The 25,052-nt window shown below is 73.9% G+C and carries 22 protein-coding genes; 11 read left to right on the forward strand and 11 right to left on the reverse strand.

All coding sequences use genetic code 11. From position 1 onward, the window contains the following. Window positions 1-2: 2 nt before the first annotated feature. From AB0G50_RS19880 to AB0G50_RS19900, 5 genes are all read left to right on the forward strand, one after another. Window positions 3-1,796, forward strand: a complete 1,794-nt coding sequence (locus tag AB0G50_RS19880) for a gamma-glutamyltransferase family protein (protein WP_360110419.1) — start codon at window positions 3-5, stop codon at window positions 1,794-1,796. A 113-nt stretch (window positions 1,797-1,909) separates the two neighbouring features. After that, complete coding sequence (locus tag AB0G50_RS19885) at window positions 1,910-4,216, forward strand: excinuclease ABC subunit UvrA (RefSeq protein ID WP_360110422.1); 2,307 nt, start codon at window positions 1,910-1,912, stop codon at window positions 4,214-4,216. Continuing rightward, window positions 4,209-4,631: a MerR family transcriptional regulator gene (locus AB0G50_RS19890; RefSeq protein ID WP_360110425.1), complete on the forward strand. Its 423-nt coding sequence runs from the start codon at window positions 4,209-4,211 to the stop codon at window positions 4,629-4,631. Before AB0G50_RS19885 ends, AB0G50_RS19890 begins: the two co-directional genes overlap by 8 nt. Window positions 4,632-4,648: 17 nt before the next feature. Beyond that, window positions 4,649-4,849 carry a 4-oxalocrotonate tautomerase family protein gene (locus tag AB0G50_RS19895; RefSeq protein WP_360110428.1) on the forward strand — a complete coding sequence of 67 codons (201 nt, stop codon included), beginning with the start codon at window positions 4,649-4,651 and terminating at the stop codon, window positions 4,847-4,849. 25 nt (window positions 4,850-4,874) lie between these two features. Then, complete coding sequence (locus AB0G50_RS19900) at window positions 4,875-6,314, forward strand: NAD(P)/FAD-dependent oxidoreductase (RefSeq protein WP_360110431.1); 1,440 nt, start codon at window positions 4,875-4,877, stop codon at window positions 6,312-6,314. 347 nt (window positions 6,315-6,661) lie between these two features. Here AB0G50_RS19900 and AB0G50_RS19905 read toward each other — a convergent pair whose 3' ends face one another. The 4 genes from AB0G50_RS19905 to AB0G50_RS19920 are packed head-to-tail and all read right to left on the reverse strand — an operon-like array spanning window position 6,662 to window position 10,298. Further along, window positions 6,662-7,288 carry an AMP-binding protein gene (locus AB0G50_RS19905; RefSeq protein ID WP_360110434.1) on the reverse strand — a complete coding sequence of 209 codons (627 nt, stop codon included), beginning with the start codon at window positions 7,286-7,288 and terminating at the stop codon, window positions 6,662-6,664. After that, on the reverse strand, window positions 7,285-8,100 hold the full coding sequence (locus tag AB0G50_RS19910; protein WP_360110437.1) for a methyltransferase: 816 nt from the start codon (window positions 8,098-8,100) through the stop codon (window positions 7,285-7,287). The genes AB0G50_RS19905 and AB0G50_RS19910 overlap by 4 nt, the downstream gene beginning before the upstream one ends. Before the next feature lie 33 nt (window positions 8,101-8,133). Continuing rightward, entirely contained in the window at window positions 8,134-9,198 is a 1,065-nt protein-coding gene (locus AB0G50_RS19915) for a DegT/DnrJ/EryC1/StrS family aminotransferase (protein WP_360110440.1), read from the reverse strand. Continuing rightward, window positions 9,195-10,298: a DegT/DnrJ/EryC1/StrS family aminotransferase gene (locus AB0G50_RS19920; RefSeq protein ID WP_360110443.1), complete on the reverse strand. Its 1,104-nt coding sequence runs from the start codon at window positions 10,296-10,298 to the stop codon at window positions 9,195-9,197. Before AB0G50_RS19920 ends, AB0G50_RS19915 begins: the two co-directional genes overlap by 4 nt. 216 nt (window positions 10,299-10,514) lie before the next feature. On the opposite strand from AB0G50_RS19920, the gene AB0G50_RS19925 reads away from it, so the two are divergent. Together AB0G50_RS19925 and AB0G50_RS19930 are read left to right on the forward strand one after the other, a co-directional pair. Next, on the forward strand, window positions 10,515-11,528 hold the full coding sequence (locus AB0G50_RS19925; protein WP_360110445.1) for a Gfo/Idh/MocA family oxidoreductase: 1,014 nt from the start codon (window positions 10,515-10,517) through the stop codon (window positions 11,526-11,528). After that, the gene (locus AB0G50_RS19930; RefSeq protein WP_360110448.1) at window positions 11,518-12,516 is read left to right on the forward strand and encodes a TIM barrel protein; all 999 of its coding nucleotides are present in this window, start codon (window positions 11,518-11,520) and stop codon (window positions 12,514-12,516) included. The genes AB0G50_RS19925 and AB0G50_RS19930 overlap by 11 nt, the downstream gene beginning before the upstream one ends. 795 nt (window positions 12,517-13,311) lie before the next feature. On the opposite strand, the gene AB0G50_RS19935 is transcribed toward AB0G50_RS19930, so the two are convergent. After that, window positions 13,312-14,589 carry a CoA transferase gene (locus AB0G50_RS19935; RefSeq protein ID WP_360110451.1) on the reverse strand — a complete coding sequence of 426 codons (1,278 nt, stop codon included), beginning with the start codon at window positions 14,587-14,589 and terminating at the stop codon, window positions 13,312-13,314. A gap of 128 nt (window positions 14,590-14,717) precedes the next feature. Here AB0G50_RS19935 and AB0G50_RS19940 point away from each other — a divergent pair, with 128 nt between their 5' ends. The 4 genes from AB0G50_RS19940 to AB0G50_RS19955 are packed head-to-tail and all read left to right on the forward strand — an operon-like array spanning window position 14,718 to window position 18,617. Then, entirely contained in the window at window positions 14,718-15,719 is a 1,002-nt protein-coding gene (locus tag AB0G50_RS19940; RefSeq protein WP_360110454.1) for an adenylate cyclase, read from the forward strand. 2 nt (window positions 15,720-15,721) lie between these two features. Next, window positions 15,722-16,702, forward strand: coding sequence for a hypothetical protein (locus AB0G50_RS19945; protein ID WP_360110457.1), 981 nt, complete (start codon window positions 15,722-15,724; stop codon window positions 16,700-16,702). A 5-nt stretch (window positions 16,703-16,707) separates the two neighbouring features. Continuing rightward, complete coding sequence (locus AB0G50_RS19950) at window positions 16,708-17,973, forward strand: adenylosuccinate synthetase (protein WP_360110460.1); 1,266 nt, start codon at window positions 16,708-16,710, stop codon at window positions 17,971-17,973. Window positions 17,974-17,987: 14 nt separating this feature from the next. After that, window positions 17,988-18,617 (forward strand): NUDIX hydrolase, encoded by a 630-nt coding sequence (locus tag AB0G50_RS19955; RefSeq protein ID WP_360110463.1) that lies wholly within the window; start codon window positions 17,988-17,990, stop codon window positions 18,615-18,617. 13 nt (window positions 18,618-18,630) lie between these two features. Here the strand turns inward: AB0G50_RS19955 and AB0G50_RS19960 are convergent, their stop codons facing one another. The 6 genes from AB0G50_RS19960 to AB0G50_RS19985 form a co-directional block, all read right to left on the reverse strand. After that, entirely contained in the window at window positions 18,631-18,921 is a 291-nt protein-coding gene (locus AB0G50_RS19960; RefSeq protein WP_360110466.1) for a hypothetical protein, read from the reverse strand. Then, window positions 18,914-19,330, reverse strand: a complete 417-nt coding sequence (locus AB0G50_RS19965; protein ID WP_360110469.1) for a hypothetical protein — start codon at window positions 19,328-19,330, stop codon at window positions 18,914-18,916. The genes AB0G50_RS19960 and AB0G50_RS19965 overlap by 8 nt, the downstream gene beginning before the upstream one ends. Before the next feature lie 4 nt (window positions 19,331-19,334). After that, window positions 19,335-19,802 (reverse strand): hypothetical protein, encoded by a 468-nt coding sequence (locus AB0G50_RS19970; RefSeq protein WP_360110472.1) that lies wholly within the window; start codon window positions 19,800-19,802, stop codon window positions 19,335-19,337. Then, window positions 19,744-24,054, reverse strand: a complete 4,311-nt coding sequence (locus tag AB0G50_RS19975; protein ID WP_360110475.1) for a hypothetical protein — start codon at window positions 24,052-24,054, stop codon at window positions 19,744-19,746. The genes AB0G50_RS19970 and AB0G50_RS19975 overlap by 59 nt, the downstream gene beginning before the upstream one ends. Further along, window positions 24,054-24,356 carry a type VII secretion target gene (locus tag AB0G50_RS19980; RefSeq protein WP_360110478.1) on the reverse strand — a complete coding sequence of 101 codons (303 nt, stop codon included), beginning with the start codon at window positions 24,354-24,356 and terminating at the stop codon, window positions 24,054-24,056. The genes AB0G50_RS19975 and AB0G50_RS19980 overlap by 1 nt, the downstream gene beginning before the upstream one ends. A gap of 106 nt (window positions 24,357-24,462) precedes the next feature. After that, a complete protein-coding gene (locus AB0G50_RS19985) occupies window positions 24,463-25,002 on the reverse strand; it encodes an NADAR family protein (RefSeq protein ID WP_360110481.1) in 540 nt (179 codons plus the stop codon). Window positions 25,003-25,052: the final 50 nt, after the last annotated feature.

Genomic DNA, 25,052 nt, shown 5'->3' on the forward strand with positions numbered 1-25,052 from the left:
CCGTGCTGCTGCGTCCCGAACTCCTCGGCACCCAGGCCGCCGTCTCGTCCACCCACTGGCTCGCCTCGGCGGCGGGCATGGCGATGTTCGACCTGGGCGGCAACGCCTTCGACGCCGCGACCGCGACCGCGTTCGTGATCCAGGTGGTCGAACCGCACCTCAACGGACCGGGCGGCGACGTGCCGATCCTGGTGCACCGCGCGGGTTCCGGCTCGGTCGAGGTGATCTGCGGGCAGGGTCCGATGCCCGCCGGCGCGACGCCGGAGTTCTTCCGCGACCGCGGACTGTCCGCCATCCCCGGCTCCGGTCTGCTGAGCGCCGTCGTGCCGGGCGCGTTCGGCGCCTGGCTGCGGCTGCTGCGCGACCACGGCCGGCTGCCGCTCGCCGACGTGCTGGCGCCGGCGGTGCACTACGCGGAGCACGGCTACCCGATCCTGCCCAAGGCGGCGGAGATGATCGGCTCGCTGGCGGAGCTGTTCCGCGACGAGTGGACCGAGTCCGGTCGCACCTACCTGGTCGGCGGCGCCGTGCCGACACCGGGTCGACGGGTGACCAACCCCGCGCTCGCGGCCACCTACCGCAGACTGCTGGCCGAGTCGCAGGCCGCCGGCGGCAACCGCGAGCACCGGATCGAGGCCGCGCACCAGGCGTTCTACGGCGGTTTCGTGGCCGAGGCGATCGACGCGTTCAGCACCGGCGCGGAGATGGTCGACGCGACCGGGCGGCGCAACGGCGGCCTGCTCACCGCCGACGACCTCGCCGGGTGGCAGCCGACCGTCGAGGAGACGCTCTCGCTGGACTACCGCGGCCACGAGGTGCACAAGGCCGGCCCGTGGTCGCAGGGTCCGGTGTTCCTCCAGCAGTTGGCGCTGCTGGAGGGGTTCGACCTGGCCGCGATGGGCGCGGGCAGCGCCGACCACCTGCACACCGCGGTGGAGTGCGCGAAACTCGCGTTCGCCGACCGCGAGGCCTGGTACGGCGACCCGCTCCACGCCGACGTGCCGCTGAAGGCGTTGCTGGACCGGGGTTACGCCGACGAACGCCGCCGACTGGTCGGCGACCGGGCCTCGGGCGTGCTGCGGCCCGGCTCGCCGGACGGGCGCGAGCCGTTCCTGCCGCCGCTGCCCGGGCACGCCGGCGTGCCGGAGGACCCGTCGTGGCTGGCGCAGCTGGACGACGGCGTGCCGGCCGTGGTCAAGCGGACCGCGGCCAAGGGCGACACGTGCTGCCTGACGGTCACCGACGCGGAGGGCAACGCGGTCGTGGCCACGCCGAGCGGCGGCTGGTTGAAGAGCTCGCCGGTGGTGCCCGGCCTCGGCTTCCCGCTGGGCACCCGCGGCCAGATGGCGCTGCTGGTCGACGGCCACCCGAACACCGTCGCACCCGGCAAGCGCCCGCGCACCACGCTGAGCCCGACGATCGTGCTGCGCGACGGCCGGCCGCACCTGGCGTTCGGCACGCCCGGCGGCGACCAGCAGGACCAGTGGACGCTGAACTTCTTCGTCAACCACGTCGACTTCGGGATGAGCCCGCAGGAGGCGATCGAGGCCACCGGGTTCCACACCGACCACGTGCCGTCGTCGTTCACGCCGCGGGTGGCCAAGCCGCTGTCGCTGGTCACCGAACGTGGTCGCGACGAGGCGGTGCTCGCCGAGTTGCGCCGGCGCGGGCACGAGGTCGGCGAGGTGGCGCCGTTCACGCTCGGCAAGGTCTGCGCCACCGGCCGTACCAGCGACGACCTGCTCCTGGCCGCCGCCAGCCCCCGGGGAGCGCAGGCGTACGCGATCGCCCGGTGAATCAACCCGGCTTGAACCGGGTACTCCAGGGCCTGGCAGCGCCAACCGGCGAGATCAAGTCCACTGCAATATGGTTTCCGGTGAGAAACCATATGAGTGCGGGGAGGGACAGGATGAGCAGCCAACGCGGGGTCCGCTCCGGCGGTCACATCGTGGTCGGCAACGCCAGGGAGAACAACCTCAGGAACGTGTCGCTGCGCATCCCCAAGGGCGAACTCACCGTGTTCACCGGGGTGTCCGGCTCGGGCAAGTCGTCGGTCGTGTTCGGCACGATCGCGGTCGAGTCGCAGCGGCAGCTCAACGAGTCGTTCCCGTCGTTCATCCGCAACCGCCTCCCCCGCTACGAGCGGCCCGACGCCGAGGTGATGGAGAACCTGTCGACCGCGATCGTCGTGGACCAGAAACCGGTCGGCGGCAACTCGCGGTCGACCGTGGGCACCATGACCGACATCCACCCGGTGCTGCGCGTGCTGTTCTCCCGGCACGGCAGGCCGAGCGCGGGCGAGTCGACCCGGTATTCGTTCAACGACCCGCAGGGCATGTGCCCGGAGTGCGAGGGCCTGGGCCGGACCGTGCGCCTGGACCTCGACCGGCTGATCGACGGGTCGAAGTCGCTCAACGACGGCGCGATCCGGCACCCGGCGTTCGCCGAGGGCACGTTCCAGTGGCAGCTCTACGCCGAGTCCGGCCTGTTCGACCCGGACCTGCCGGTCGGCCGCTTCACCCAGGCGGACCGGGAGAAACTGCTCTACGGCACGGGTTTCAAGGTGGACCGGTCCGGCCGCAACGGCGTCTACAAGAACGAGTACGAGGGCGTCGCCGTCCGCTTCGGCCGCCGCTACCTCAAGAAGGGCCTCGACTCGCTCGGCGAGAAGGAGCGCGCCGCGGTCGAGGAGGTCGTGACCACCGGGCCGTGCCCGGAGTGCGGCGGCGACCGGCTCAACGCGGCGGCCAGGCGGACGAAGGTCGGCGGCCACACCATCGCCGAGCTCACCCGGCTGGAGGTCGACGAGCTGGTCGACGTGCTGGCGGGTCTCGACGTCCCGGCCGCCAAGCCGATCGTGGACGCGGCGTTGGCGTCGTTGCGCCGGGTGTCCGACATCGGCCTGGGCTACCTGACGCTGGACCGGGAGACGCCGACGCTGTCCGGCGGCGAGAGCCAGCGGCTCAAAACCGTGCGGCACCTGGGCAGCAGCCTCACCGACCTGACGTTCATCTTCGACGAACCGAGCGTCGGTCTGCACCCGCGCGACGTCCGACGGCTCAACGAGCTGCTGATCGCGTTGCGGGACAAGGGGAACACCGTGCTGGTCGTGGAGCACGACCGGGACGTGATCGAGATCGCCGACCACGTGGTGGACATGGGACCGGGCGCCGGCACGGCCGGTGGCGAGGTCGTGTTCGAGGGCACCGTGGCGCAGCTCAAGCGGGCGTCGACGGTGACCGGCAGGCGGATGCGGTCGGTGCCGGGCCTCAAGGAGCACTTCCGGCCGTGGGACGAGGTGCTGACCGTGCGCGGCGCGGACCTGCACAACCTGAAGGACGTCACGGTCGACATCCCGGTGGGTGTGCTGACCACCGTCACGGGCGTCGCGGGCTCGGGCAAGAGCACGCTGATCTCCGGCGTGCTGCCGCGGCAACTGGCGGACGTCGTGGTGGTCGACCAGTCCTCGATCGGCCTGTCGCCGCGCTCGGTGCCGGCGACCTACGTGGAGATCATGGACCCGATCCGCGCGCTGTTCGCCCGGGAGAGCGGCCAGGACGCGGGTCTGTTCAGCTTCAACTCGACCGGCGCGTGCCCGGTGTGCAAGGGCCGCGGCGAGATCAAGACCGACCTCGCCTACCTGGACCCGGTCACCACGCGCTGCGAGGCGTGCGACGGCGGCCGGTTCCGACCGGAGGCGCTGGAGTACACAGTGGACGGTCGGACCATCGTGCAGGTGCTGGCGCTCACCGCGGACGACGCGGCGGGGTTCTTCACCGACGAGCGGATCCTCGAGCGGCTGGCGCTGTTGTCCGAGGTCGGCCTCGGCTACCTGACGCTCGGCCGACCGCTGTCCACGCTGTCCGGCGGCGAGCGGCAGCGCCTCAAGCTGGCGGACCGGTTGCGCGACACGGGCCGCGTGTACGTGTTCGACGAGCCGACCACCGGCCTGCACATGGCCGACGTCGACCGGTTGCTGGCCCTGCTGGACCGGCTGGTGGACGCGGGCAACACGGTCGTGGTGATCGAGCACGACCTGGACGTGGTCCGGCACTCGGACTGGATCCTCGACCTGGGGCCCGAGGCGGGCCGGCACGGTGGCGAGGTCGTTTTCCAAGGCACGCCGAAGGACCTGGTGAAGGCCAAGGGTTCGCACACCGCGCGGTGCCTGGCGGCGGACCTGCGGACCTACTCCTCCGGGAGGCGGGATGGCTGACGACGTGCTGATCCCGATCGGCCGGGTGGCGAAGTGGTTCGGCATGCGCGTGTCCGCGCTGCGGTACTACGAGGAGGAAGGGCTGCTGACCACGCAGCGGCGCAACGGGCGTCGGCACTTCAACCACGCCGACCTGCGCCGGCTGATGCTGGTCCGCACCTACGTCGAGGGCGCGATGCTCAGCCTGGACGAGGTGAGGGGGTTGCTCGCCGCGGACTCCTCGCCGGGCCGTCGATCCCTGGTCGAGGAACGCGTGCCGCGGCTGGAGGCGCACATCGACAGCACGTGCGCCGCGCTGCGGTTCCTGCGCCACCACACCGACCACGAGCACCGCGACCAGTTGACCTGCCCGCGCTGCGAGCGCGAGCTGAGGGACCGCGTCGCCCGGCTGGCCGGGCGCGACCGGACCTGGTGACCGGAAAGGGGAATCGAGTGCCGCAGATCCACGTGACCGTGCTGCGCGGACGCAGCCGGGAGCAGATCGCCGACCTGGGCGCGGAGCTGACCGCCGCCACCGTGCGCGCGCTGGGCGTGCCGGCGGAGGCGGTGAAGGTGGTGGTGACCGAGGCCGAGCCGGAGCACTGGTTCGTCGGCGGCGAGTCGATGGCCCGCCGCCGCGCCGAGGGGCGCTGACACCGCCGTACGGAGGGAGAGCGTGATGCGTGAGCCGACCCAGGCGCAGGTGCGCCGCGAGTTGGAGGACGGGCTGCCGGGGTTGCGCCCGCCGGGCCGGGTGGTCGTCGTCGGCGCGGGACTGGCGGGGTTGGCGACCGCCTACGAGCTGTCCCGGCGCGGCTCGAAGGTCACCGTGCTGGAGGCGCTGGACCGACCCGGCGGGCGGGCGTACACGTTGCGACACCCGTTCGCGGACGGCATCCACGTCGAGGCGGGCGCGATGACCGTGACACCGCACTGCCACTACGTGCTGCACTACGCCCGGGAGTTCGGCGTCGGGCTGGACACCGCGGACCTGCTCGACACCACGTTCGGCTACTTCATGGGCGGTCGGCACTTCGGTCCCGACCAGGCGTCGATGGCGGCGTCCGGGTTGGCGCTGACCGAGGAGGAGACCCACCTCGACGTGCCGGGGATGATCAAGCGGTACGTGTCGTCGCTCGCCGACGACCTGCAACCCGACCTGGGCGCCCCGCAGTGGCGCGCGACCGACCGGCTCCGGCCCTACGACGAGCGCTCGGTGTACGACGTGCTGCGCGAGCGCGGCGCGTCACCGGCGGCGATCGACCTGATGGAGCCGATGTTCCTGGAGATGCGCGGCGGCGACCTGCGCTCGGCGTCCGCGCTGGCGTGGCTGCGGCACGAGGCGAGCCCGCACTCGCTGTCGCACGCCGACCCCCGGTGGTCCAAGATCGCGGGCGGCACGGACCGCCTGCCGCACGCGTTCGCCGACCGCCTGCGCGACCGGATCCACTACCGCAAGCCGGTGGTGCGGATCCGGCAGGACGACGAGTCGGCCGAGGTGACGTTCCTGGAGCACGGCCGGCCGCGCACGATGACCGCGGACCACGTGGTGGTCACGGTGCCGTTCAGCGCGATCCGGCACATCGACCTCGGCGAGGCGCGGCTGCCGGCGGACAAGGTCGAGGTGATGCGCCGGCTGTCGTACTCCTCGATCGTGCGGGTGTACCTCCAGGTGCGGCGCCAGTTCTGGGCGGGACGCGCGGTCAGCTTCTCGACCGACCTCCCGGTCCGCTGGCTGCGCGACGCGACCCCGCACGGCCCCGGTCCGCGCAAGGTGCTGGAGTGCCTGCTGACCGGCTGGCGGGCGCGCATGGCGGCGGCCATGACCGACGAGCAGCGACTGCACTTCGCGCTGGACCAGGTCGAGCAGGTGCTGCCGGGCGCGCGCGAGCACTTCGAACTGGGCACGTCGGTGGTGTGGGACCAGGAGCGCGGCATCGAGGGCGCGTACATCCTGCCGGAGGTGGGCCACGAGCGCCTGATGCCGGTGATCCGCCGCCCGGAGGGTCGCCTGCACTTCGCGGGCGAGCACGCGGGCTTCGAGCCGAACGGGGGCTCGATGACCTTCGCCCTGGAGTCCGCCGCCCGCACCGTGGTCGAACTGGGCCACACCTCCTGACCCGGGCACCGGCAAACGCCGTGGTGCGCGGCCGGAACCGACCGCCTCGGGGCACCTTCCGACCGAACACCGGACCGACCTCATCCGCTCGACCGAGCCCATCGCCCCCGGCATCGGTCGAGCCGGATGGCCTCACGCCGCCGCGGCCGGCTGCACCCGCCTCCCAGGGCACCGACCGAGCCGGGCGGGCCGCACCCGCTCGAACGGCCTCATTCCCCACCGCCACAAGGCATCCGCCGAGCCAGGCGCCCCCGACCGACCGGCCCGCCGTCACCACCCGCCCAAGACACCGGCCGAGCCGTACGGGACCCGTGTCCGTCGCGAGCACCCGTGGCGACCGACCGCCGTCACCAGTCGTCGCGGGGCAGCGGCCGGCCGAACACGTGCGTCGGCCGGTGTTCGGCGACCAGCCGCGTCACCGACGCGGTGTCGCGGTGGGCGGTGAGGATCAGCGTGCCGCCGAAGCGGCACAGGGTGATCGCGGCCCCGAACGACGTGGCCAGGGGTTCCAGGACCAGGTGGCGCGCGGTCGGCGAGCGGTGTTCCGCCCGACCGCCGATGGCCAGGTGCGAGTAGCCGACCGGCGCCGTCCCGACCACGATCCGCGCGGTCGTGACCGGGTCCACCGCCACCGGGGTCCAGGCCCGGCAGCGGGCCGACGGGGTGATCACGCCGGGCGCGCACTCGTCGCCGAGCACCGCCGCCAGCCCGCACGGGCGTCCGCCCTCGAAGGCCAGTGCCGCCGCGCCGACCGCCGCCACCGCCAGTTCCGCGATCACCGCGTCCCGACCGTTGGGCAGCCGGATGCCGACGACGTCACCGGGCGCCACCCCGCGCGCGGTCAGCACGCCCGCCAACCCGCGCACCTCGACCTCCAGCCGCGCGTAGTCGAGCGCGCCCCGGTCGTCCACCACCGCCGGGTGCAGCGGGCGTTCCCGGGCGTGCGAGCGGAACAGGGTGTGCAGGTCGGTCACGTCGGCCGCCGACCCAGCACCGAGTAGAACACCGACGAGGACGCCCGGAACCGGTCGTCGTCCAGCACCGCGCGCACCGCGGCCAGCTTGTCGTCGTTCATGCCCTCCGCGACGAGCGGGTCGCGCAACTCCACCGTGTGCAGCCGGAGCAGCCGCACCGCGGGCGACCCGGACGTCCACGGCTGCACGACGGGCATCGGGTCCACGTCGACCAACCCGGCGGCGGTCATCGCACGGGCCACCTTGCGCCCCCACGTGTGGTCGACGCCGGCCGCCGAGAACATCCGGTCCCGCGCCGCGAGGTACTCCTCGTACAGCGCGGCGGAGTTCCGGTCCGGCGCCAGCAGCACGGGCGCGTAGTCGTTGTCGAACTCGTCCACCTGGAGCCACCCCCCGGGCTTCAACGCCCGCACCAACCTCCGCAGCACGTCCTCCCGGTTCGGCAGCTGCCGCAGCACCAACCGCGCGTGCACCAGGTCGAACTCGCGTTCCGCCAACGGGTCCCGGGCCAGGTCGTGCCGGGTCACGGTCAACCCGCGCGCGGGCGGCACGAACCGCGGCTCGAGGTCGGTCGCCAGCACCGTCCCCGGCGGCGCGACCCGCGCGGCCAGCCAGTGCGCCACGCTCCCGCCGCCGGCGCCGACCTCCAGGCACCGCCACCCCCGCCGGACACCGGTGCGCGCCAGCCGGGCGAACGTGATCGGGTCGTACGCCGCCGCCAGGAACCGGTGCTGCTCCGCACTGGCGCCGACACCGCCCCGGTGGATCCTGCCGCACCCCGCCACGCGCACCTCCGCCTCCGGTCGACCCACTCACCGCCCGCCACCCCGGGCGACACCGCCCGCTCAGGTCCGACCCGCGAAGCGGCAGACCTCGTCCGCGACCTGCTCGGCCTGCGCGTCGGTGAGCCGGTGGTGCAGGGGCAGCGCCAAGTGGTGCGCGGTGGCCCGCTCGGCGGCCGGCCAGTCGCGACCGGGTGTGGCGAGCGCGACGAACGCCGGGTGCCGGGGCAGCGGCACGGGGTGGTGCACGTGGGTGCCGATGCCGCGGGTCGCGAGGTGCTCGCGCAACGCGTCCCGGCGTTCGGCGAACACCGCGTACACCGCGTGGAACCCGCCCGCGGACGGCGCGGGCCGCACGCCGGTCAACCCGGAGAACCGCCCGGTGTAGTACTCGGCGATCCGCGCCCGCCGGTCCCGCAGCCGCGGCCACAGCGGCATCCGGTGCAGCTGGAACGCCGCCATCACCTCGTCGAACCGCGACCCGGCGCACGGACCGCCCGGCGCGAACAGCGCCCGCACCGCCCGGCCGAGCCCGGGATCCGACGTGACGACCGCGCCGCCCTCGCCCGGCATGCCGCACACCTCCGACCACGCGAACGAGAACATCCCGACGTCACCCCAGGTGCCCGCGGGCCGGCCGCCGAGCACGCCGCCGTGCGCCGACGACGCGTCCTCCAGCAGCCGCACCTCGTAGTCCGCCGCGATCCGGCGCAGCGCGGGCATGTCCGCCATCACCGCGAACACGTGCGCCGCCGCGATCACCCTGGTCCGCCCGGTGACCGCCTTGTCCACCTCGACCGGGTCCACCACGAGCGTCCACGGGTCCACGTCGGCGAACACCGGCACCGCGTCGAGGTGCACGCACGCCGACGCCAGCGCCGCGCCGCCGAACGCGGGCACCACGACCTCGTCGCCCGCCCGGACCCCGAGCGCCCGCAACACCGGCGGGAAGCCGCCGCCGCAGGCGATCACGTCCACCGCGCCGACGTCCGCGCGCAACGCCTCCTCGAACGCCGCCGTGCGCGGTCCCGGCACGAGTTCGGGTGACATCCCGACCCGGCGCACCGCGTCCAGCAGGGCCGTGCGCGACTCGCCGAACAGGTCGAGGGGCAGGTAGGGGATCTTCACGCCGCCCACCCCGCCACCACGTCGCACACCCGGTCCACCTGCGCCGCGGTCAGGTCCGGGTACAGCGGCAGCGCCACCACCCGGCGGGAGGCGCGCTCGGCGTTGGGGAACGCGCCGGGGCCGTGCAGCGGGTGGGCGTGGGCGGGTCGCAGGTGGGCGGGCACCGGCACGCACACCCGGGCCACGACGCCCGCGTCCGCGAGGCCAGCCACCAGCCCGTCGCGGTCGGCCACCTCCACCACGTACCGGGCGAACACGCCGCGCAGCCCGCCCTTGCGCGGCGGGTCGGCCACCACCCGCACGCCCGGCACGTCGGCCAGCCGCCGGTGGTACTGCCTGGCGAGCGCGGCACGCCTGCGGATGTCCGAGTCGAGCCGGCCGATGCCCGCCAGCAGCACCGCCGCCTGCACGTCCGACATCCGGCTCGGCGCGCCGACGACCGGGTAGCCCGACCGCTGGTGCCGCAGCGCGCCCACCACCTCGGCCACCGCCGGGTTGTTGGTGATCACCGCGCCCGCGTCGCCGAGCGCGCCGAGCGTGCGGCCGGGTGCGAACGACAGCGCGCCGCCCGCGCCGAGCAGACCCGCGTGCCGGCCGCCCCAGCGCATCCCCAGGGCCCACCCGGCGTCCTCCACGACGGTCAACCCCAGCCGCGCGGCCACCTCCGCCACGCCACCGAGGTCGGCCGGGCGGCAGAACAGGTGCACCGGCAGCACGAACCGCGTCCGCTCGCCCGCGACCGCCTCGACCGAGGCGGCTTTGATGCCGTAGCCCTCGGGCTCGATGTCGGCGAATACCGGGCGACCGCCCGCGAGCACCACCGCCGCCGCCGACTCGGGTGGCGAGAATGCGGGCACGACCACCTCGTCGCCAGACCGCAATCCTGCGGCTTTGAGCAGCAGCACCAAGGCGTCCACACCGCTGTTCACGCCGACCACGAATTTGGCGCCGGTGTACGCGGTCAACGCTTTTTCCAGCTCCAGAACTTTGCGGCCGTCCGCGAACTTCCCCTGGTCCAGCACGTCGGCGACGTGCTGCCGGGTAATAGGCCACAACTGGGAAAATGTTCCCGATTGCGCGAAGAAAGGCACCGTCGGCATGCTCACCTCCGCTGGTCGAGAACCGTGTCGAAGCCTATGACAAACGATCTTTGTGCCGGGAGGTCGAACCCGAGTTCACTCTTCCTGGTCAACTCGCGCGGCCCGTGTTGACAACGAGTGGCCGACTGGGACAACGTCCAAAGCGATCAATTCGATCACTATTAGGAACTTGCCGGCACAACAAACAGACAGGGCTCAATGGTGCGGACTCTTGTCGTGGGACTCGGCCGAGCCGGGGCGGGCCTGCACATTCCGGTGCTCGCACGGGCGCGGGCCACCGCCCGCCAGCTGTTCTCCACCGAACCCGTGGTGGCGTGCGAACCGCGGCACAACGCCACCCGGCGGCCGGGCCTGGTGACGACCACCAGCCTCGCCGAGGCGGCCGCCCAGCTCTCGCCCGCGGACACCGTGGCGCACGTGTGCACGCCGCCGACGGTCCGCACCGAGGTGATCTCGGAGCTGGCGGCGCTGGGCTTCCGCAACATCGTGGTCGAGAAGCCGCTGGCCGCCGACACCGACGAGCTCGCCCGGATCATCCGGTTGCGCCGCAAGCACAACCTGCGGGTCGCGGTCGTCGAGCCGTGGCTGACCAGCTCGCTCACCGCGGCCCTGGCGAACCTGGTCCGCTCGGGCGTCCTGGGCGAGCCCAAAACCATCACGATCGTGCAGAACAAGCCCCGGTTCAGGCGATCGCTGACCACGCCGAGTCACCCCACCGCGTTCGACGTGGAGCTGCCGCACGGCGTCGGGTTGGCGTTGCGGCTGGCGGGCAGCGCGAGGGTGACGCACGCGGCCGGGTTCGACCTGTCCGTCGGCGACGTGGTGATCCCCCGGATGGGTGGCGCGCGGGTCGGGTTGCGGCACAACTCGGGCGTCCGCACCGAGATCGCGTCCGACCTGACCTCGCCGGTGCGCGAGCGGCGGATCACGATGGAGTTCGAGAAGGGCACCGCGGTGGGCCACTTCGCGGTGAGCGACGACGACGACCACTCGCAGCTGACCGTGACCCGCAACGGGCACCGGGAGCACAGCGTGCTGCGGGACGACTCGCTGACCGAGTGGATGGTCCAGGCCTACGGCCGCTTCCACGCGACGGCGGACCAGCATGCGCGCGGTTTCCAGTTCGCCACGGACGTGGTGCAGCTGCTGTCGGTCGCGAAGAACATCTGCGCGGAGCCGGTCGTGCCGGCCGCGCGCCGGGAGGCCGCGGTCGCCGCGCATGCCTGGTGAACTGGCCGGCCTCACCGACGAGGCCGCGCCCGACCTGGCGACCCAGCTGGCCGTGCTGGACGAGCTGGGGTGGTCGGCGATCGAACTGCGCACCGTCGACCACGTGCCGATCGCGGCGCTGACCGACCGCGCGTTCGCCGCCGTCGCCGACGCGCTCGCCGTCCGCGGCGTCCGCACTGTCGGCGTGGCGTCCCGCATCGGCGGCTGGTGCAGGCCCGTGACGGGGCCGTTCGCCGACGACCTCGCGGAGCTCGAGGTGCTGTCCCGGCGGTGCGCGGTGCTGGGGACGCGGTACGTGCGGATCATGTCGTACCCGAACGACGGGTTGCCCGAGCGGCAGTGGCGGGAACGCGCCGTCGCGCGGGTGGCGGTGCTGGCGGAGTTGGCGGGCGCGGCGGGGTTGGTGCTGCTGCACGAGAACTGCGCGGGCTGGGTGGGCGGCGACCCCCGGCGGACCCTGGACCTGCTGGGCGAGGTGGCGAGCCCGGCCCTGAAACTGCTGTTCGACACCGGCAACGGCGTGGCGCACGGGTACGACGGCTACGCGCTCCTCGCCCAGGTCGTGGACCACGTCGCCCACGTGCACGTGAAGGACGCCACCCCCGAGGGCTTCGTGCCGCCGGGCGAGGGCGACGCCCGCGTGGCCGACTGCGTGGCCCTGCTGCGGGCCGAGGGCTACCGCGGCGCGTGGACCCTGGAACCCCACCTGGCCGCGCTCCCCCACCCGGCCGCGCCGGCGCTCCGCCCGGAGCCTCGCCCTGGCGACGGTGCACGGCCGACCGACGCGGCTCCGGCGGGAGCACCCGGCGGTGGTCCGAGGGACGCGGGCGGCGTCAGACCGGCGGACCACGTGGGGCCCGCGGGTGGCGCGGTGTCGGCGAGTGGTGTGCGTCGTGGGAGTGGTTCGGGGAGCGCGGTCGAGGTGTTCGTCGGTGCTGGGCGGGCGATGGCCGTGTTGTTGGGCGGGCCCCGGAGTTCCACCAGTTGAACCACGACCACCGGAGGCTGCGCGGGGCGGCGCGAGCGGCCAAGCTAGCCGAATAGTTCGATCAAAGGTCCAGACCACGACCCCGTGTTGCGGCAGTCCGCGATTGGAGTGACCCCATGCGAGTGCCGTGCCAGAGAATTGTTCAACAATCCTCACACTCGATTGTTGAACAATCCGATCGCCGAAGTCCGTCAGCGGAAGGCTGGCTGGTGCTTCCGTCCACGGACACGATCCCGGACGTCCCGTCCCAGCCCGCGCCGACGACGACGGCGGCGGACCGCACGCCCAGGTCCAAGAGAACCGGACCCATGCCCGGGCAGAACCGCTCGCCCGGGGCGTTCTGAGCCGACCGCGCGCACCAGGTTCGCGCCGGCACGAGAGAAGGCCAGGGAAGACCCGGTGACCGCCCCACCGGGCCCCTCCACCACCGGCCACGAGCCGCCGAAGCCGACCGCAGGCGCTCCCTTCGCGCAAGCCGGCAGCCGGCAGCACCGAACCGCACGAGCTCACTCCGCCACCGGCCGCGAACTGTCGGAGCCGAACCGCACGAGCTCACTCCGCCGCCGGCTGCGAACTGTCGGAGCCGACCTCAGGAACTCCCTCTGCCGCAAGCCCGCGGAGCCAACCCGCGGGAGCTCGCTCCCCCGCCGGCCAAGAACTGTCGAAGCTGACCTCAGCAACTCCCTCTGGGCAAGCCGGCAGAGCCGAACCGCGGGAGCTCACTCGGCCGCAGGCCCGCGGAACCGAATCCCGGGGCCTCCTGCGGCGACCGAAAGGTCGGGGCGCGGGAATGACCTAGAGCCAGGTCGGGGTGTCCGCGCCCCAGGCACCCGGCGGGCGGGTCCAGTGCTCCGGCGCGCCGGCGTAGTGCACCGGCGACAGGGCGTGCCGCAGCACGCCGGTGGTCGTCACGCACCTCTCCACGTCGTACTCCCCCGCACCGGGCGACGTCGCGGTCAGGTCGTGGACGAGCCAGGATGCCGTGCCCGCCAACGACAACCGCAGGTGCGCACCACCCCCCTCCCGCTCGCCCAACGCCCGCAACACCGCCGCCGCCAACAGGTACCCCGTCCCGTGGTCCAACGCCTGAGCCGGCAACACACCCGGCGCCGCCGGCGAACCCTCGCGCAGCGCGATGCCGTTCGCCGCCTGCACGAGGCTGTCGAACCCCCGCCGCCCGGCCCACGGCCCCGTCCACCCCCACGCGTTCAACTCGGCCACCACCAACCCCGGGAACCGCTCCGCCACCCCCTCGCCCACCGGCAGCGCGCCCGGCCGGTACCCGGTGATCAGGACGTCGGCGGAGGCCAGCAACTCCGAGAACACCGCGCCGTCGGCCCGCAGGTCGAGCAACGTCGACCGCTTGCCGCCACCGGTGTCGGCGTGCGCGTCCGGGAACTCCGGCAGCGCCGGGGAATCCACCCGCAGCACGTCGGCGCCCAGCAGGGCCAGGGTCCGGGTGGCGACCGGACCGGCGATCACCCGGGTCAGGTCCAGCACCCGCACCCCGGACGCGGGCAGCGCGCCGGGCCCGAGCGCGGGTCGACCGACCGCCGAGGTCGAGCGCTCCACCAGCGGAAGGCGGGGCGTGTCCGGCGTGACGGCCACCGCCAACCCGCCTGCCGCGTACACCGCCTCCTGCACGTCCACCGCCGACCGCTCCCCGATCGCCGCCGCCACCGCGTCCCGCGACTCCGGCACGCCGAGCGCGCCCAGCAGCCGGTCGCGGTGGTGCGGGTAGTTCGCGTGGGTCCGCACCCAGCCGTCCGCGGCGCGCCAGAAACCCGACAGCGGCGCGAACACCGTCGGCGCGCGGCCCGCCACGCGAAGGTGGCGCTCGCTCACGAACGCGGTCGCCACCCGGTCCTCGCGCACCACGACCTCGGGCACCGGCCCGCCGTTGCGCGCCGCCAGCAACCGCGCGGCCGCGAGCGAGCACACGCCGACCGTCGCGCGGGCCAGTTCGCGGACCGGGAGGGTCGCCGGCAGCACGTCACCGGCGCCCACGTAGGACACGGTCGCGTTCGTCCCGCCGAGTGCCGCCCACGCCCGATCAGTCGCATCGTCACCCATCCGCCCAGTCTGCATGCGACCCACGGCCACCGTGCCGCCACGACCGGGTTACGCGCATCACCCGCCCAGGGCAACAAACCAGTCACCACCGGTTGCCGAAACCAGTTTGAGTTAGCTAGACTCAAACCATGCTCACGAGGGACGACGCGCTCAGCCGGATCGGAAGCGCCCGCACGGCCACCGCGCTGTTCGGGCCGCGCACCGACGACCCGGAGCGGCAGCGGGAGGCACGGCGGCTGTTCCGCGGCCTGGCCACCGCGCTGCACCCGGACCACGTCGGCGCGCACGACGACGAGGCCGCCGACGCGACGTCCGCGCTCACCCGGCTGTTCGACCAGTGGCGGCGCGGCGGTGTCGAACTGCGCACCGCGAAGGGCCGCTACCGGGTCGACGCGCCGCACGCGGTCGGCAGCGTCGCGAACGTCTACCTGACCTCCGCCGGCCACGCGGTCAAGATCGTCCGCAAACCGGCCGCCAACCCGCTGCTGCACGCCGAGCAACGGGCACTGGCCGCCCTGACCGCGTTCACCGACCGGAACCGCTGGCTGCGCCCGTACTACCCGCGCGTGGTCGACACGTCCGGCCCGGCCGACCGCGAGTTCACCGTGTTCGAGGCGCTGGCCGACGGTTTCGTGACGCTGGCCGACGTGCGCCGTGCCTACCCGGACGGTCTCGACGGCCGGGACTACGCGTGGATGCACCGCCGGCTGCTGCGGGCGGTCGCGGGCGCGCACCGGGTCGGGCTGGTGCACGGCGCGATCGTGCCGGAGAACGTGCTGGTGCACCCGCGGCAGCACGGCATCGTCCTGGTGGGCTGGTCGTTCGCGGTCGAACGGGACCAGCGGCTGCTCGCCACCAGCGCGGCGTTCCGCGACGCCTACCCGCCGGAGGTCCTCGACCGGCAGCCGGTCACCGCCGCGCTGGACGTCCACATGGCACACGGCGTGATGCTGGATATGTTGGCGCAGAACGAGAAGCGCCAACGGCGGTTCGCGCTCGGGTGCCGGCAGCGCGACCCGGACCGGCGGCCGGACGCCGTCGACCTGCTCGACGAGTACGACGCACTGCTCCACGACCTCTACGGCGACCGGGAATTCCGTCCCTTCGCCGTGCCACGGAACGGAGAATGACCATGGGTTACGGCAAGTGGGACGACGACACCTACGCGGCGGCGAAGACCTTCCGCGCCGCCAAGGGCCTGGACGACTTCGGCTACACCAGCGCCACCAAGGCGAAGTCGCGCGACGAGTGGAAGGCCGACCCCGCGCTCGACCCGTTCGGCGTGACCGCGCGGGAGTGCCGGGACTCGCCCGACCACGCGGACTCGACGCCGATCGCGGTGCTCTTCGACGTCACCGGCTCGATGGGCCGGGTGCCGCGGATCATGCAGCAGAAGCTCGGCAAGCTGCACGGGCTGTTGCAGCGCAAGGGTTACGTGACCGACCCGCAGATCCTGTTCGGCGGCATCGGCGACGCGGACTCGGACCGGGTCCCGTTGCAGGTGGGCCAGTTCGAGTCGGACAACCGGATGGACGAGCAGCTGCGCGCGGTGTTCCTGGAGGGCGGTGGCGGCGGGCAGAAGAGCGAGTCCTACGAGCTGGCCGCGTACTTCATGGCCCGCCACGTGGAAACCGACGCGTGGCGCGAGCGCGGCCGCAAGGGCTACCTGTTCCTGATCGGCGACGAGCTGAACAAGCCGCGCCTGGAGGCCGGGCACATCCGCCGGGTGATCGGCGACAAGGTGCCCCAGGACGTCGACCCCGCGTCGGTGTACCGGGAGCTGGCGCGCAAGTGGCACGTCTACTACGTGCTGCCCAACCAGTCGTCGTACTACAACGACCCGGAGATCGGCGAGCACTGGCAGGCGATCCTGGGCCAGAACTTCCTGCGGCTGGACGACCCGGGCGCGGTGTGCGAGCTGATCGCCGCCACGATCGGCCTGGAGGAGCGCGTGGTGGACCTGGACCAGGCGATGGTCGACCTGGCCGAGATCGGCTCGGTCGCGGAGAGCCACTCGGTCGGCAAGGCGCTGGTCGGCGTGGGCGGTGGCGCGATCGCGACCACCCCGGTGCCGCCCGCGCTGGACGGTCCCGACGACGTGACGCTGGACTGAGGGCCGTGACCGGGGAGCACGTCGCCGTCGTCGGACTGGGTTTCGGCGACGAGGGCAAGGGAGCGGTGGTCGACGCGCTGTGCCGCGACGGCGGGGTGACCTCGGTCGTCCGGTTCAACGGCGGCGCGCAGGCCGCGCACAACGTGGTGGTCGGCGACCGGCACCACACGTTCAGCCAGTTCGGGTCGGGCACGCTCGCCGGCGTGCCGACCCTGCTGTCCCGGCACGTGCTGGTGGAGCCGATCGCGCTGGCGACCGAGTCGCGGGACCTGGCCGCGCTCGGCGTGCCGGACCCGCTGTCGCTGCTGTCGGTGGACCGGGACGCGCTGCTCACCACGCCGGTGCACGTGGCGGCCAACCGCGCGCGGGAGGACGCGCGGGGCCGCGACCGGCACGGCTCGTGCGGCAAGGGGATCGGGGAGACGGTCTGGTACTCGCTGCTGGCGCCCGCGAAAGCCACGCCGGGCAGCGTCTTCGAAGGCCAGGAGGTGTCGGGCGAGGCCGGGTGGGCGCCCCGGGTCGGCGACTGCGCGGACCCGGTCCGGTTGCGGCGCAAGCTCGACGCGCTGGCCGCGTTCTACGGTCCGCTGGTGGGCGACGCGTTCCCGGCCGTGGCCGAGATGGTGGAGCTGTACCTGGCGTTCGCCGACGCGGCGCGGCTGGTGGACGGCGGCGAGGTGGCCCGCCTCGCCGCCCGGGGGCCGCTGGTCTTCGAAGGGGCGCAAGGGGTTCTGCTCGACCAGTGGCGCGGCTTCCACCCGCACACCACGTGGTCGACGGTGACGCCGGACGGCGCGCGGTCGCTGCTCGGCGCGCCGCTGCGGGTGCTCGGGGTGACCCGCACCTACCAGACCCGGCACGGCGCCGGGCCGTTCCCGACCGAGGACCCCGTTGTGCGGCAACGGTTCGCCGAGCCGCACAACGGTCACGGGGAATACCAGGGCGACTGGCGGGCCGGGCACCTGGACGCGGTGCTGCTGCGGTACGCGGTGGCCGCGTGCGGTGGTGTCGACGCGCTGGCCGTGACCCACCTCGACCGCACCGACCTGCGCGTCGCGACCACCTACGACACCGGGCCCGTGCTGCCCGACCTGCCGCCCGGCGACCTGACGACGCTGCTGGGTCGCGTGGTCCCCGTGGTGGAGCAGTGGGCGGATCCGATCGGGTGGTTGGAGCGGGAACTCGGTGTGCCGGTGCGGGTCACCGGGTCCGGACCGGACCGGATCCACTACGACGTCCGGGTGCCGGTCGCCGCGGGCCGCGCCGGGTAGGCGACAATCGGCGCGTGCGGATCGAGTCGACGTTGGTGTCCGTTGACGTGCTGGCGCTGCGGTTCGACGCCGCGGCGCGCGCGGTCGTGCTCGGCATCGCGCCCCGGGAGCTGGAGCCGTTCGCGGGCGCGCTGGCGCTGCCCGGTGTGCTGCTGGGTCGCGGGGAACGGTTGCGGGACGCGGCTTTGCGCGCGGCGACCGGGAAACTCGGCCTGCCGGAGGTGGCCTCGACCGGCCAGCTGGTGACGTTCGACGAGCCGTCCCGCGACCCGCGCGGGCCGACGCTGTCGGTGGCGCTGTGGGCGACGGTCGACCCGGCGGCGCCGGCGGACGGCCCCGTGTGGGTGCCGCTGGACGCCGTGCCGCCGCTCGCGTTCGACCACAACCGCATCGTGTCCGACTGCCGGCCCCTGATCCAGGACCGGCTGTGGCGCGACGCGGCGTTCACCTCGGGCCTGCTGGGCCGCGAGTTCACCACCGCGCAAGCCCTGGACGTCACCGAGGCCCTCACCGGCGACCGCCCGTACCCGGCCAACCTCGGCCGCACCATGGAACGGGTGCCGGGCCTGCACCGCACCACCCAGCACGCCGCCGCCCAGGCCAAGGGCGGCCGGCCGCCGTCGGTGTGGCGCTGGGAGGACTGAGCCCCCGGCCGGCTCAGCAGTAGCCGAAGTAGCGGTCCCACCAGCGGGGGCGGGCGCTCGCGCGCAACCGACTCGGCCCGTCGTAGTCCTCGCGCAGGAGTTCCTCCGACGACCCGCCGTACTCGCCGGAGTCCTGGGTGTCCCGCTCGGCGGCGCGGCGGGTGGCGAAGTCGCGGTCGAGCCTGGTCACCACGGCGTCGAAGGCGGTCGCGAGCGCGGGCCGGTCGTGGTGCCGCGGCCACTCCGGGTCGTCCAGTTCGCGCGGCAACGCGGACAACGCCGCGTCGCCGCCCGGCTCACTCACGCATCCACTGCGGCACGTGCTCGGGGTCGCGCGGGAACAGCTCCAGTTCCCGGGCGACGTCCTCGGCGGTCGCGGGTTCGTAGAACGGGGGGCGGGCGCTGCGGTCGTAGTCGATCGAGTAGTAGTCCGGGTAGTCGATCCAGTAGGTGGCCTGCAACCACGCGCCGAAACCCGGCGCGGCCATGCCGGCGCGCAGGGCGGTGAACCTGTCGGCGATCTCGGCGGGCGGAGGCCAGTCGGCGACCTCGCCGCGTTCGGTGAACAGCAGGCCGACGCACGAGATCCGGTCGCCGACGGCGGCGTAGTCGACCTGGAGGCGGTTCCAGCCGGCGGGCAGGACGAACGCCAGCCGGTCGGTGATCTCGCCCAGCAGGGCGGCCTGTGCTTCCGGGTCGAGCGGGGTCGTCATGGTGTCAGTATCCCGGAGTCGGTTCGGCGAGCCGGGCGCGCAGCCAGTCCGGCACGTGCTCGGGGTCGCGCGGGTAGGTGGCCAGGTCGGCCCGCCAGGCGTCCGCCTCGATGCCCGGCGACCAGTTCGGGTCGTGGTCGAAGTTGAACATCACCCGGTAGGACAACGGCGGGTCCACGGTGAAGCGCAACGAGAACCACGTGCCGGCGCCCGGCCGGTACATCAGGTCCCGCAACGCCCGCAGCGCGTGGCCGACCGGGGTCGGGATCCGCACCGGCACCATGTCGCCGCCCGGCATCAGCACCGCCAGCGAGGCGTGCGACACCGGCGCGGTCGCCAGGAACGTCAGGTCGATCCGGAACCACCCGGCGGGCGCCGCGTCGGACAGCTCGCGGGCCACGCCCTCCAGCAGCTCACGGTGCGGGTCGGGGTGGTCCGCCGAAGAGGGGGTTCCGGGACGGGGGCGGGACATTCTGGAAGCTCCTCTGCTCCGTGATGGAGATGACCACCGGGTGCGTCACCGACATCGACCAGTCCGCGTGCAGCACGTCCGGCGTCCGCACGTCGGGGGTGTGCCGCTCGCTCCAGATGTCGATCCGGTCGACCGACACCCCGGGCCGGGCGCCCATGTCGGCCAGGTCGTGCTCCATGCGCCGCCACGTGTCGGCCGTGTTGCCGCCGGGGATCTGCCAGCCGCTGTTCTCGTAGGCCCACTGTGGCACGTGGTTGATCCGCTCGCCCGGACCGCCGCCCTCGAACGGCACCAGGTGGCCGCCCGCGAACCGGAACAGCCGGCGGTCGTCCGGCTGGTGGCGCGCCGGGTCGAACTGGTACTCGCCCGGCACGTGCCCGCCCGCCCGGTCCCGGCCGCCGCCCGCGATGTGCCCGACCTCGGTCTGGAGCGGACCGTCCGAGTCGAACCCGCGCCTGCTGCCGAAGTGCTCCGGCGCGGTGGTGCCCGGCGGCGGGTAGTGCGGCCGACCGCTCGCGGCCTCGGTCAGGCCGTGCTCGTCGGTGCGGAACAGCTGGCGCGGCTCGCGCGGGTCCAGCCCGTGCTGCTCCAGGTGGCGCGGCCCGACCGCGTAGGTCGTGTTGGGCCGCGGCACGTCGAGGCCGCGGTTCGCGGTGCCGGACGTGCCGAGTTCCGGGTTGAACCCGTGCTCCCGGTTGCCCGACCACGTGTGCACGTGCGAGAAGTCGCCGTTCGCGTCGGTGTAGAACGTGCCGTGCCAGTTCCCGTCCGGGTCGTACACGTCGTACCGGGTGTGCGGTTCGCGCGGTCCGGACAGCGAGAACGGGCCGGCCGCGCCGCGCGCGTCGTACCCGGTGACCGGGTCGGCGGTGTGGTAGATCCCGTTGTCCCCCGGCGGGTTCCAGTCGACCGCGGGCGGCGTCGCGCCCTGGTCGAACTCCGGGAACCGCTGCGGCGGGTGCTGCGGCGCGGGCTGGTCGGGGTGGTGCGGCGCGGGCGGCGTGGCGTCCGGCGTCGGACCGGAGGGCAGCGGTTGGTGCGGCGTGCGTCCGACGTACACCGAGGGGTGACCGACGCCGCGGTCGACGTGGTAGGTGACGCCGGGCAGCGGTCGGGCGATGTCGGGGTTGACCGCCGGCCGCGCCGGGTTCGTGCCGAACCCGGTGTTCGACACGTTCGCCTCGACGTGGGTGATGTTGCGGTCGCCGTCGGTGTAGAACACGCCGCGCGGACGGCCGTCCGTGTCGGTGACGACGTGGCGTGCGTTGGGCCGCAACGGTTCCCGGCCGTCGAAGTCGGAGATCCGGGTCGTCGGGTCGACGTCGAGCGGCACCTCGGGCAGCGGTCGGCCGTCGTGGTGGGTCGGCGGGTCCCACTCGGCGCGGTGCTGCGGCGACGGGTTGCGGTCCGGCGAGTCGTGCACCGGCGGCAGCGCCCGGGCGCGGTCGCGCGCGTCGGCCGGGTCGAGGTCGTGCTTGTCGTGCTCGCGCGTGCCGGGCACGAAGCCGTCGTCACCGGTCCGCGCGCGGGTGCCGTCGGGGCGGTGGGTCTCCCACTCGCCGTTGGGCGGGATCCGCGGCCGCCGGTTGCCGTCGGGACCGATCTCCGCGTCGCTGGTGTACACCCGACCGCGGCTGTCCGTCCACGCCGGCCTGGTCGGCGCCAGCACGTCCGCGCCGGTGTGCCGGGACAGCCGGTTCGCGAAGTCGTTGGCGCCCGCGTCGCAGCCGATCAGCCGGATGGGCGTCCGACCGTCCCACCCGTTGCGGCGCAACAGGTCCCCGTACTCCTCGGGGCTGTAGGAATGACCGCCGATGTGGGCGCGGCCGTCCGGGGTGATGTGCACGTCGGCGGTGAAGTAGCGCGGGTCGTGCGGCACGCGGGAGGGCAGGTCGCCCATGTCCGAGTCGCCGCGGTGGTGCGAGACGCCGGCCGGCGTGACCTCACCGTGCCGCGCGTGCGCCTCGTCGATGCCCGGCCGGTCGTGCTCCGGGGTGTGCCCCGGGTCGCCGGGTCGGTCCGGGTGGCCGGGCGGGTCGTCGTGCGCGTGCCGGGGCGCGGGTGCGTCGGGCCGGGGTGACTCGGCGGGACCGTGCGGACCGCGGGCACCGGGCGGACCGCCCGCCTGCGGACCGCGCGGTGGGCCCGCGGTCGGATTCCCCTGCGCGGGCGCGACGTGCCTGCCCGGCCCGGGGTGCCCGCCGGGTGCGGGTTGGCCGGACGGGGCGCGGTGCGGGCCGGGGGTTCCGGGCGGGGTGTGGCCCGGCGGGTTCGGGTGGTTCGGCCCGGCGTGGCTCGGCGCGGTGGAGCCCGGGTTCGGGCGACCGGCGGCCGGGTGTTGCGGCGCGGTGGGTCCGGGACGCGACGCGGGACCGGGGTGGTTCTGGCCGGGGTGGTTCTGGCCGGGGTGGTTCTGGCCGGGGTGGTTCTGGCCGGGGACGTTCTGGGCCGGGGTGCGCGGTGGCGGGGTGCCGGAGCCGAGGTCGCCGCGGTGGCCGGGGGTGCCGGTCCAGCCCGCGCCGGAGCCCGGGCGGGCCGAGGAGGGTGTCGGGGAACCGCCGGGCGCGCCACCGCCTCCGGGGGCGTGGGTCGGCACGGAGGGCGCTTGTCCCTGCCCTGGTTGGTGGTGCGGCGTGGGGGCGGACGGCGGCGGGGGCGCGGTGGTGCGCGGCGCGGTGTCGGGCGGGGCCGAGGTCGAGGCGTGGGTCTGGTCGTGGCGCGGGGTCGGCGCGGACGCCGGGTTGCCCGACGGGGTGGTCGGGTTCGAGGTGCCGGGACCCGGCGTCGCGTGGCTCGGCGTACTCCCACCGGACGTACCGGGGCCGGGGGTGGCGTGGCTGGGCGCATTTCCGCCGGAAGTACCGGGGCCGGGCGTCGTGTGGCTGGGCGCATTTCCGCCGGCGGTGCCGGGGCCTGGAGTGGCGTGCGTCGGTGCGCTGCCGGCAGTACCCGGACCGGGAGTGGCGTGGGTGGGCGGGCTGTTCCCGCCGGGGCCGCCTCGGGTTTCGCCGAGTGGGGTGTTGTGGCCGGGTGTGCCCGTTCCCGAGGTGCCGGGGCCGGGGATGGCGTGGCTCGGCGCGGTGCCGGGCTGCGGACGACCGGGCTGCGGACTTCCGGGTTGCGGGCTTCCGGGGTGGGTGCTTCCGGGACGCGGGCTTCCCGGCTGCGTGCCTCCCGACGGCGTGCTGCCCGGCTGCGGGCCGTTCGGGTGCGTTCCCGGGCCGGGCACGGAGGACGGTGTGGTGGTCGACGTGCCCGGACCGCCCCGGGTTTCGCCCTCCGGGGCGTCGGTGCGGCTGGTGCGGGTCGTGCCCGGGGCGTCGGGCGCGTCGGGGTCGGGTCGGCTGGACGAACTCGGGTGCGTGCCGCCCGACGGCGTGTCGACGGAGTGGTTGCCCGTCTGGAGGAAACCGCCGCGCTTGATGTTCTTGGGGTCCAGCACGTCCAGGCCGGTGGCCTTGCCCGCGAGCTTGCCCACCACCTTCATGATCTTCTCGAAGATCTCGACCAGCCGCTTGAGCATCGGCGAGACGCGCTTGATGGTGTCCAGCAGGTCCTGGATCACCTTCGCGATCTTCGCGGCCCACTTGGAGATCGCGGTGATCGCCTGCGCCACCACCACCGGCGTGCCGAAACCCAGCGAGAACACCGTTTCCAGCACCCACGCGATGAGCTTGCCGACCAGGTCGGCGATCAGGTCGCGGACCAGTTCGCGGACGAACGCCACGACCATGCCCATCAGGCCGACGACCGTGCCGACGGTGCCCGCCGCCGACGCCGCGCCCGCCAGCGCGTCGCCGTGCACCCGCGAGTTCTTCAGGTACAGCTCGGCCGCCGGTCCCGTCCACCCCTGGGTCCCGGACTTGACCGCGTTGCCGTAGTCCTCGGAGATCTTGCCCAGCTCGGTCGCGACGTTGCCCCACGTCGTGGAGTAGGACTCGATCACCGGCGGGTTGCCGGCCAGCCAGTCCAGCATCTCCTTCAACGGCTGCATGTGTTCCATCAGGAACGACGCCACCGACGACATCAGCGTGCCGAACGGGTCGACCGCCATCGCCGCCGCGTCCGCGGCCAGTCCGACCACGCCCAACCCGGCGGTGATCCAGTCGCCGTCCTTGATGCCGTTGAACGTGTCCATCGCCGACTCGGCGAGGGAGAAGCCGGTGGCCCAGCCGTTGTCGCCGGTGCCGGCGGTGAAGAACGAGCCCGACTCGGCGGGCGACGCGGCGACGAGGGGGTTCTCGCCCGCCATCACCCACCGGCCCGGAAGCTGTCGCGAATGGACTCCTCCATCTCGCGGTACTGCGCGACGGTGGTCTTCACCGCCTGGCCCGCGGCCTCCATCGCCTCCACCGCGCCCTGCAACGCGTCGAGACCCCACTGCTCGACCGGGTCGAGCATCATCCGGAACGGCTGGCAGATGATCCCGTACGCGTCGGTCGGCATGCTCACCGTGCGGGCCGCGTCGACGGCGCCCTGCAACCGGGTGCCGAGGTCGGCCAACTGCCTGCCGTGCGCGTCGAGCGTGTCACCGACGATCTCGAACCCGGCCACGGAACAACTCCCCCTCGGCATCGACCCTGTGCGCCACCAGGATGACGCCATCGTGAACCTCACGGTTCCGGCCGAGTACCTCGTAACTCGAATGGAGCAGTGATCATCACAGGGTGTCACGCACGGCGGCCAGGGCGAACCCCAGGAGGTTCAACCCGGCCCACTGCGCGGGATCGTCGGCACGGGGGTCGTCGGCGGCCAGGCCGATGCCCCACACCCGGTCGAGCGGACTCGCCTCGACCAGCACCCGCGACCCGGTGCCCAGCAGGAACTCCCGCAGATCCGGGTGCGCGGCGAACTTCGCCCGGTTGCCCGCGACCACCACGTCGAACCGCGCGGCCACCCAGGCCGGCTCCTCGAACCCGCGCACCGACCGGCCCCACTCCTTGGCCGCGTGCGGGTGCGGCGCGGCGAGCACCGCGTCGGCGGTGGCCCGGTCCTCGAAGAGCAAGGCCTTGCGCCACATCATGTAGTGCTCGGCGGTCGCGAACTCCACGCCGTCGACGGTGAACGGCGAGGGCCACCACTGGCTCAGGCACCCGCGCCCGACGGCGCCGTCCCGTTCCGGGCGGTGCCCCCAGAAGTGCAGGTAGCGGACCTTGGCGCCGGCGGCGACGGCGCGGCGGAGTTCGGCGACGGAGTACACCGGCGCATCCTCACCCGCGACCGCGCCCCGGCGCACCCGGTTTTGCCCGC

The sequence above is a fragment of the Actinosynnema sp. NPDC020468 genome (assembly GCF_040642015.1).
In the GTDB taxonomy this organism is placed as follows: Bacteria; Actinomycetota; Actinomycetes; order Mycobacteriales; family Pseudonocardiaceae; genus Actinosynnema.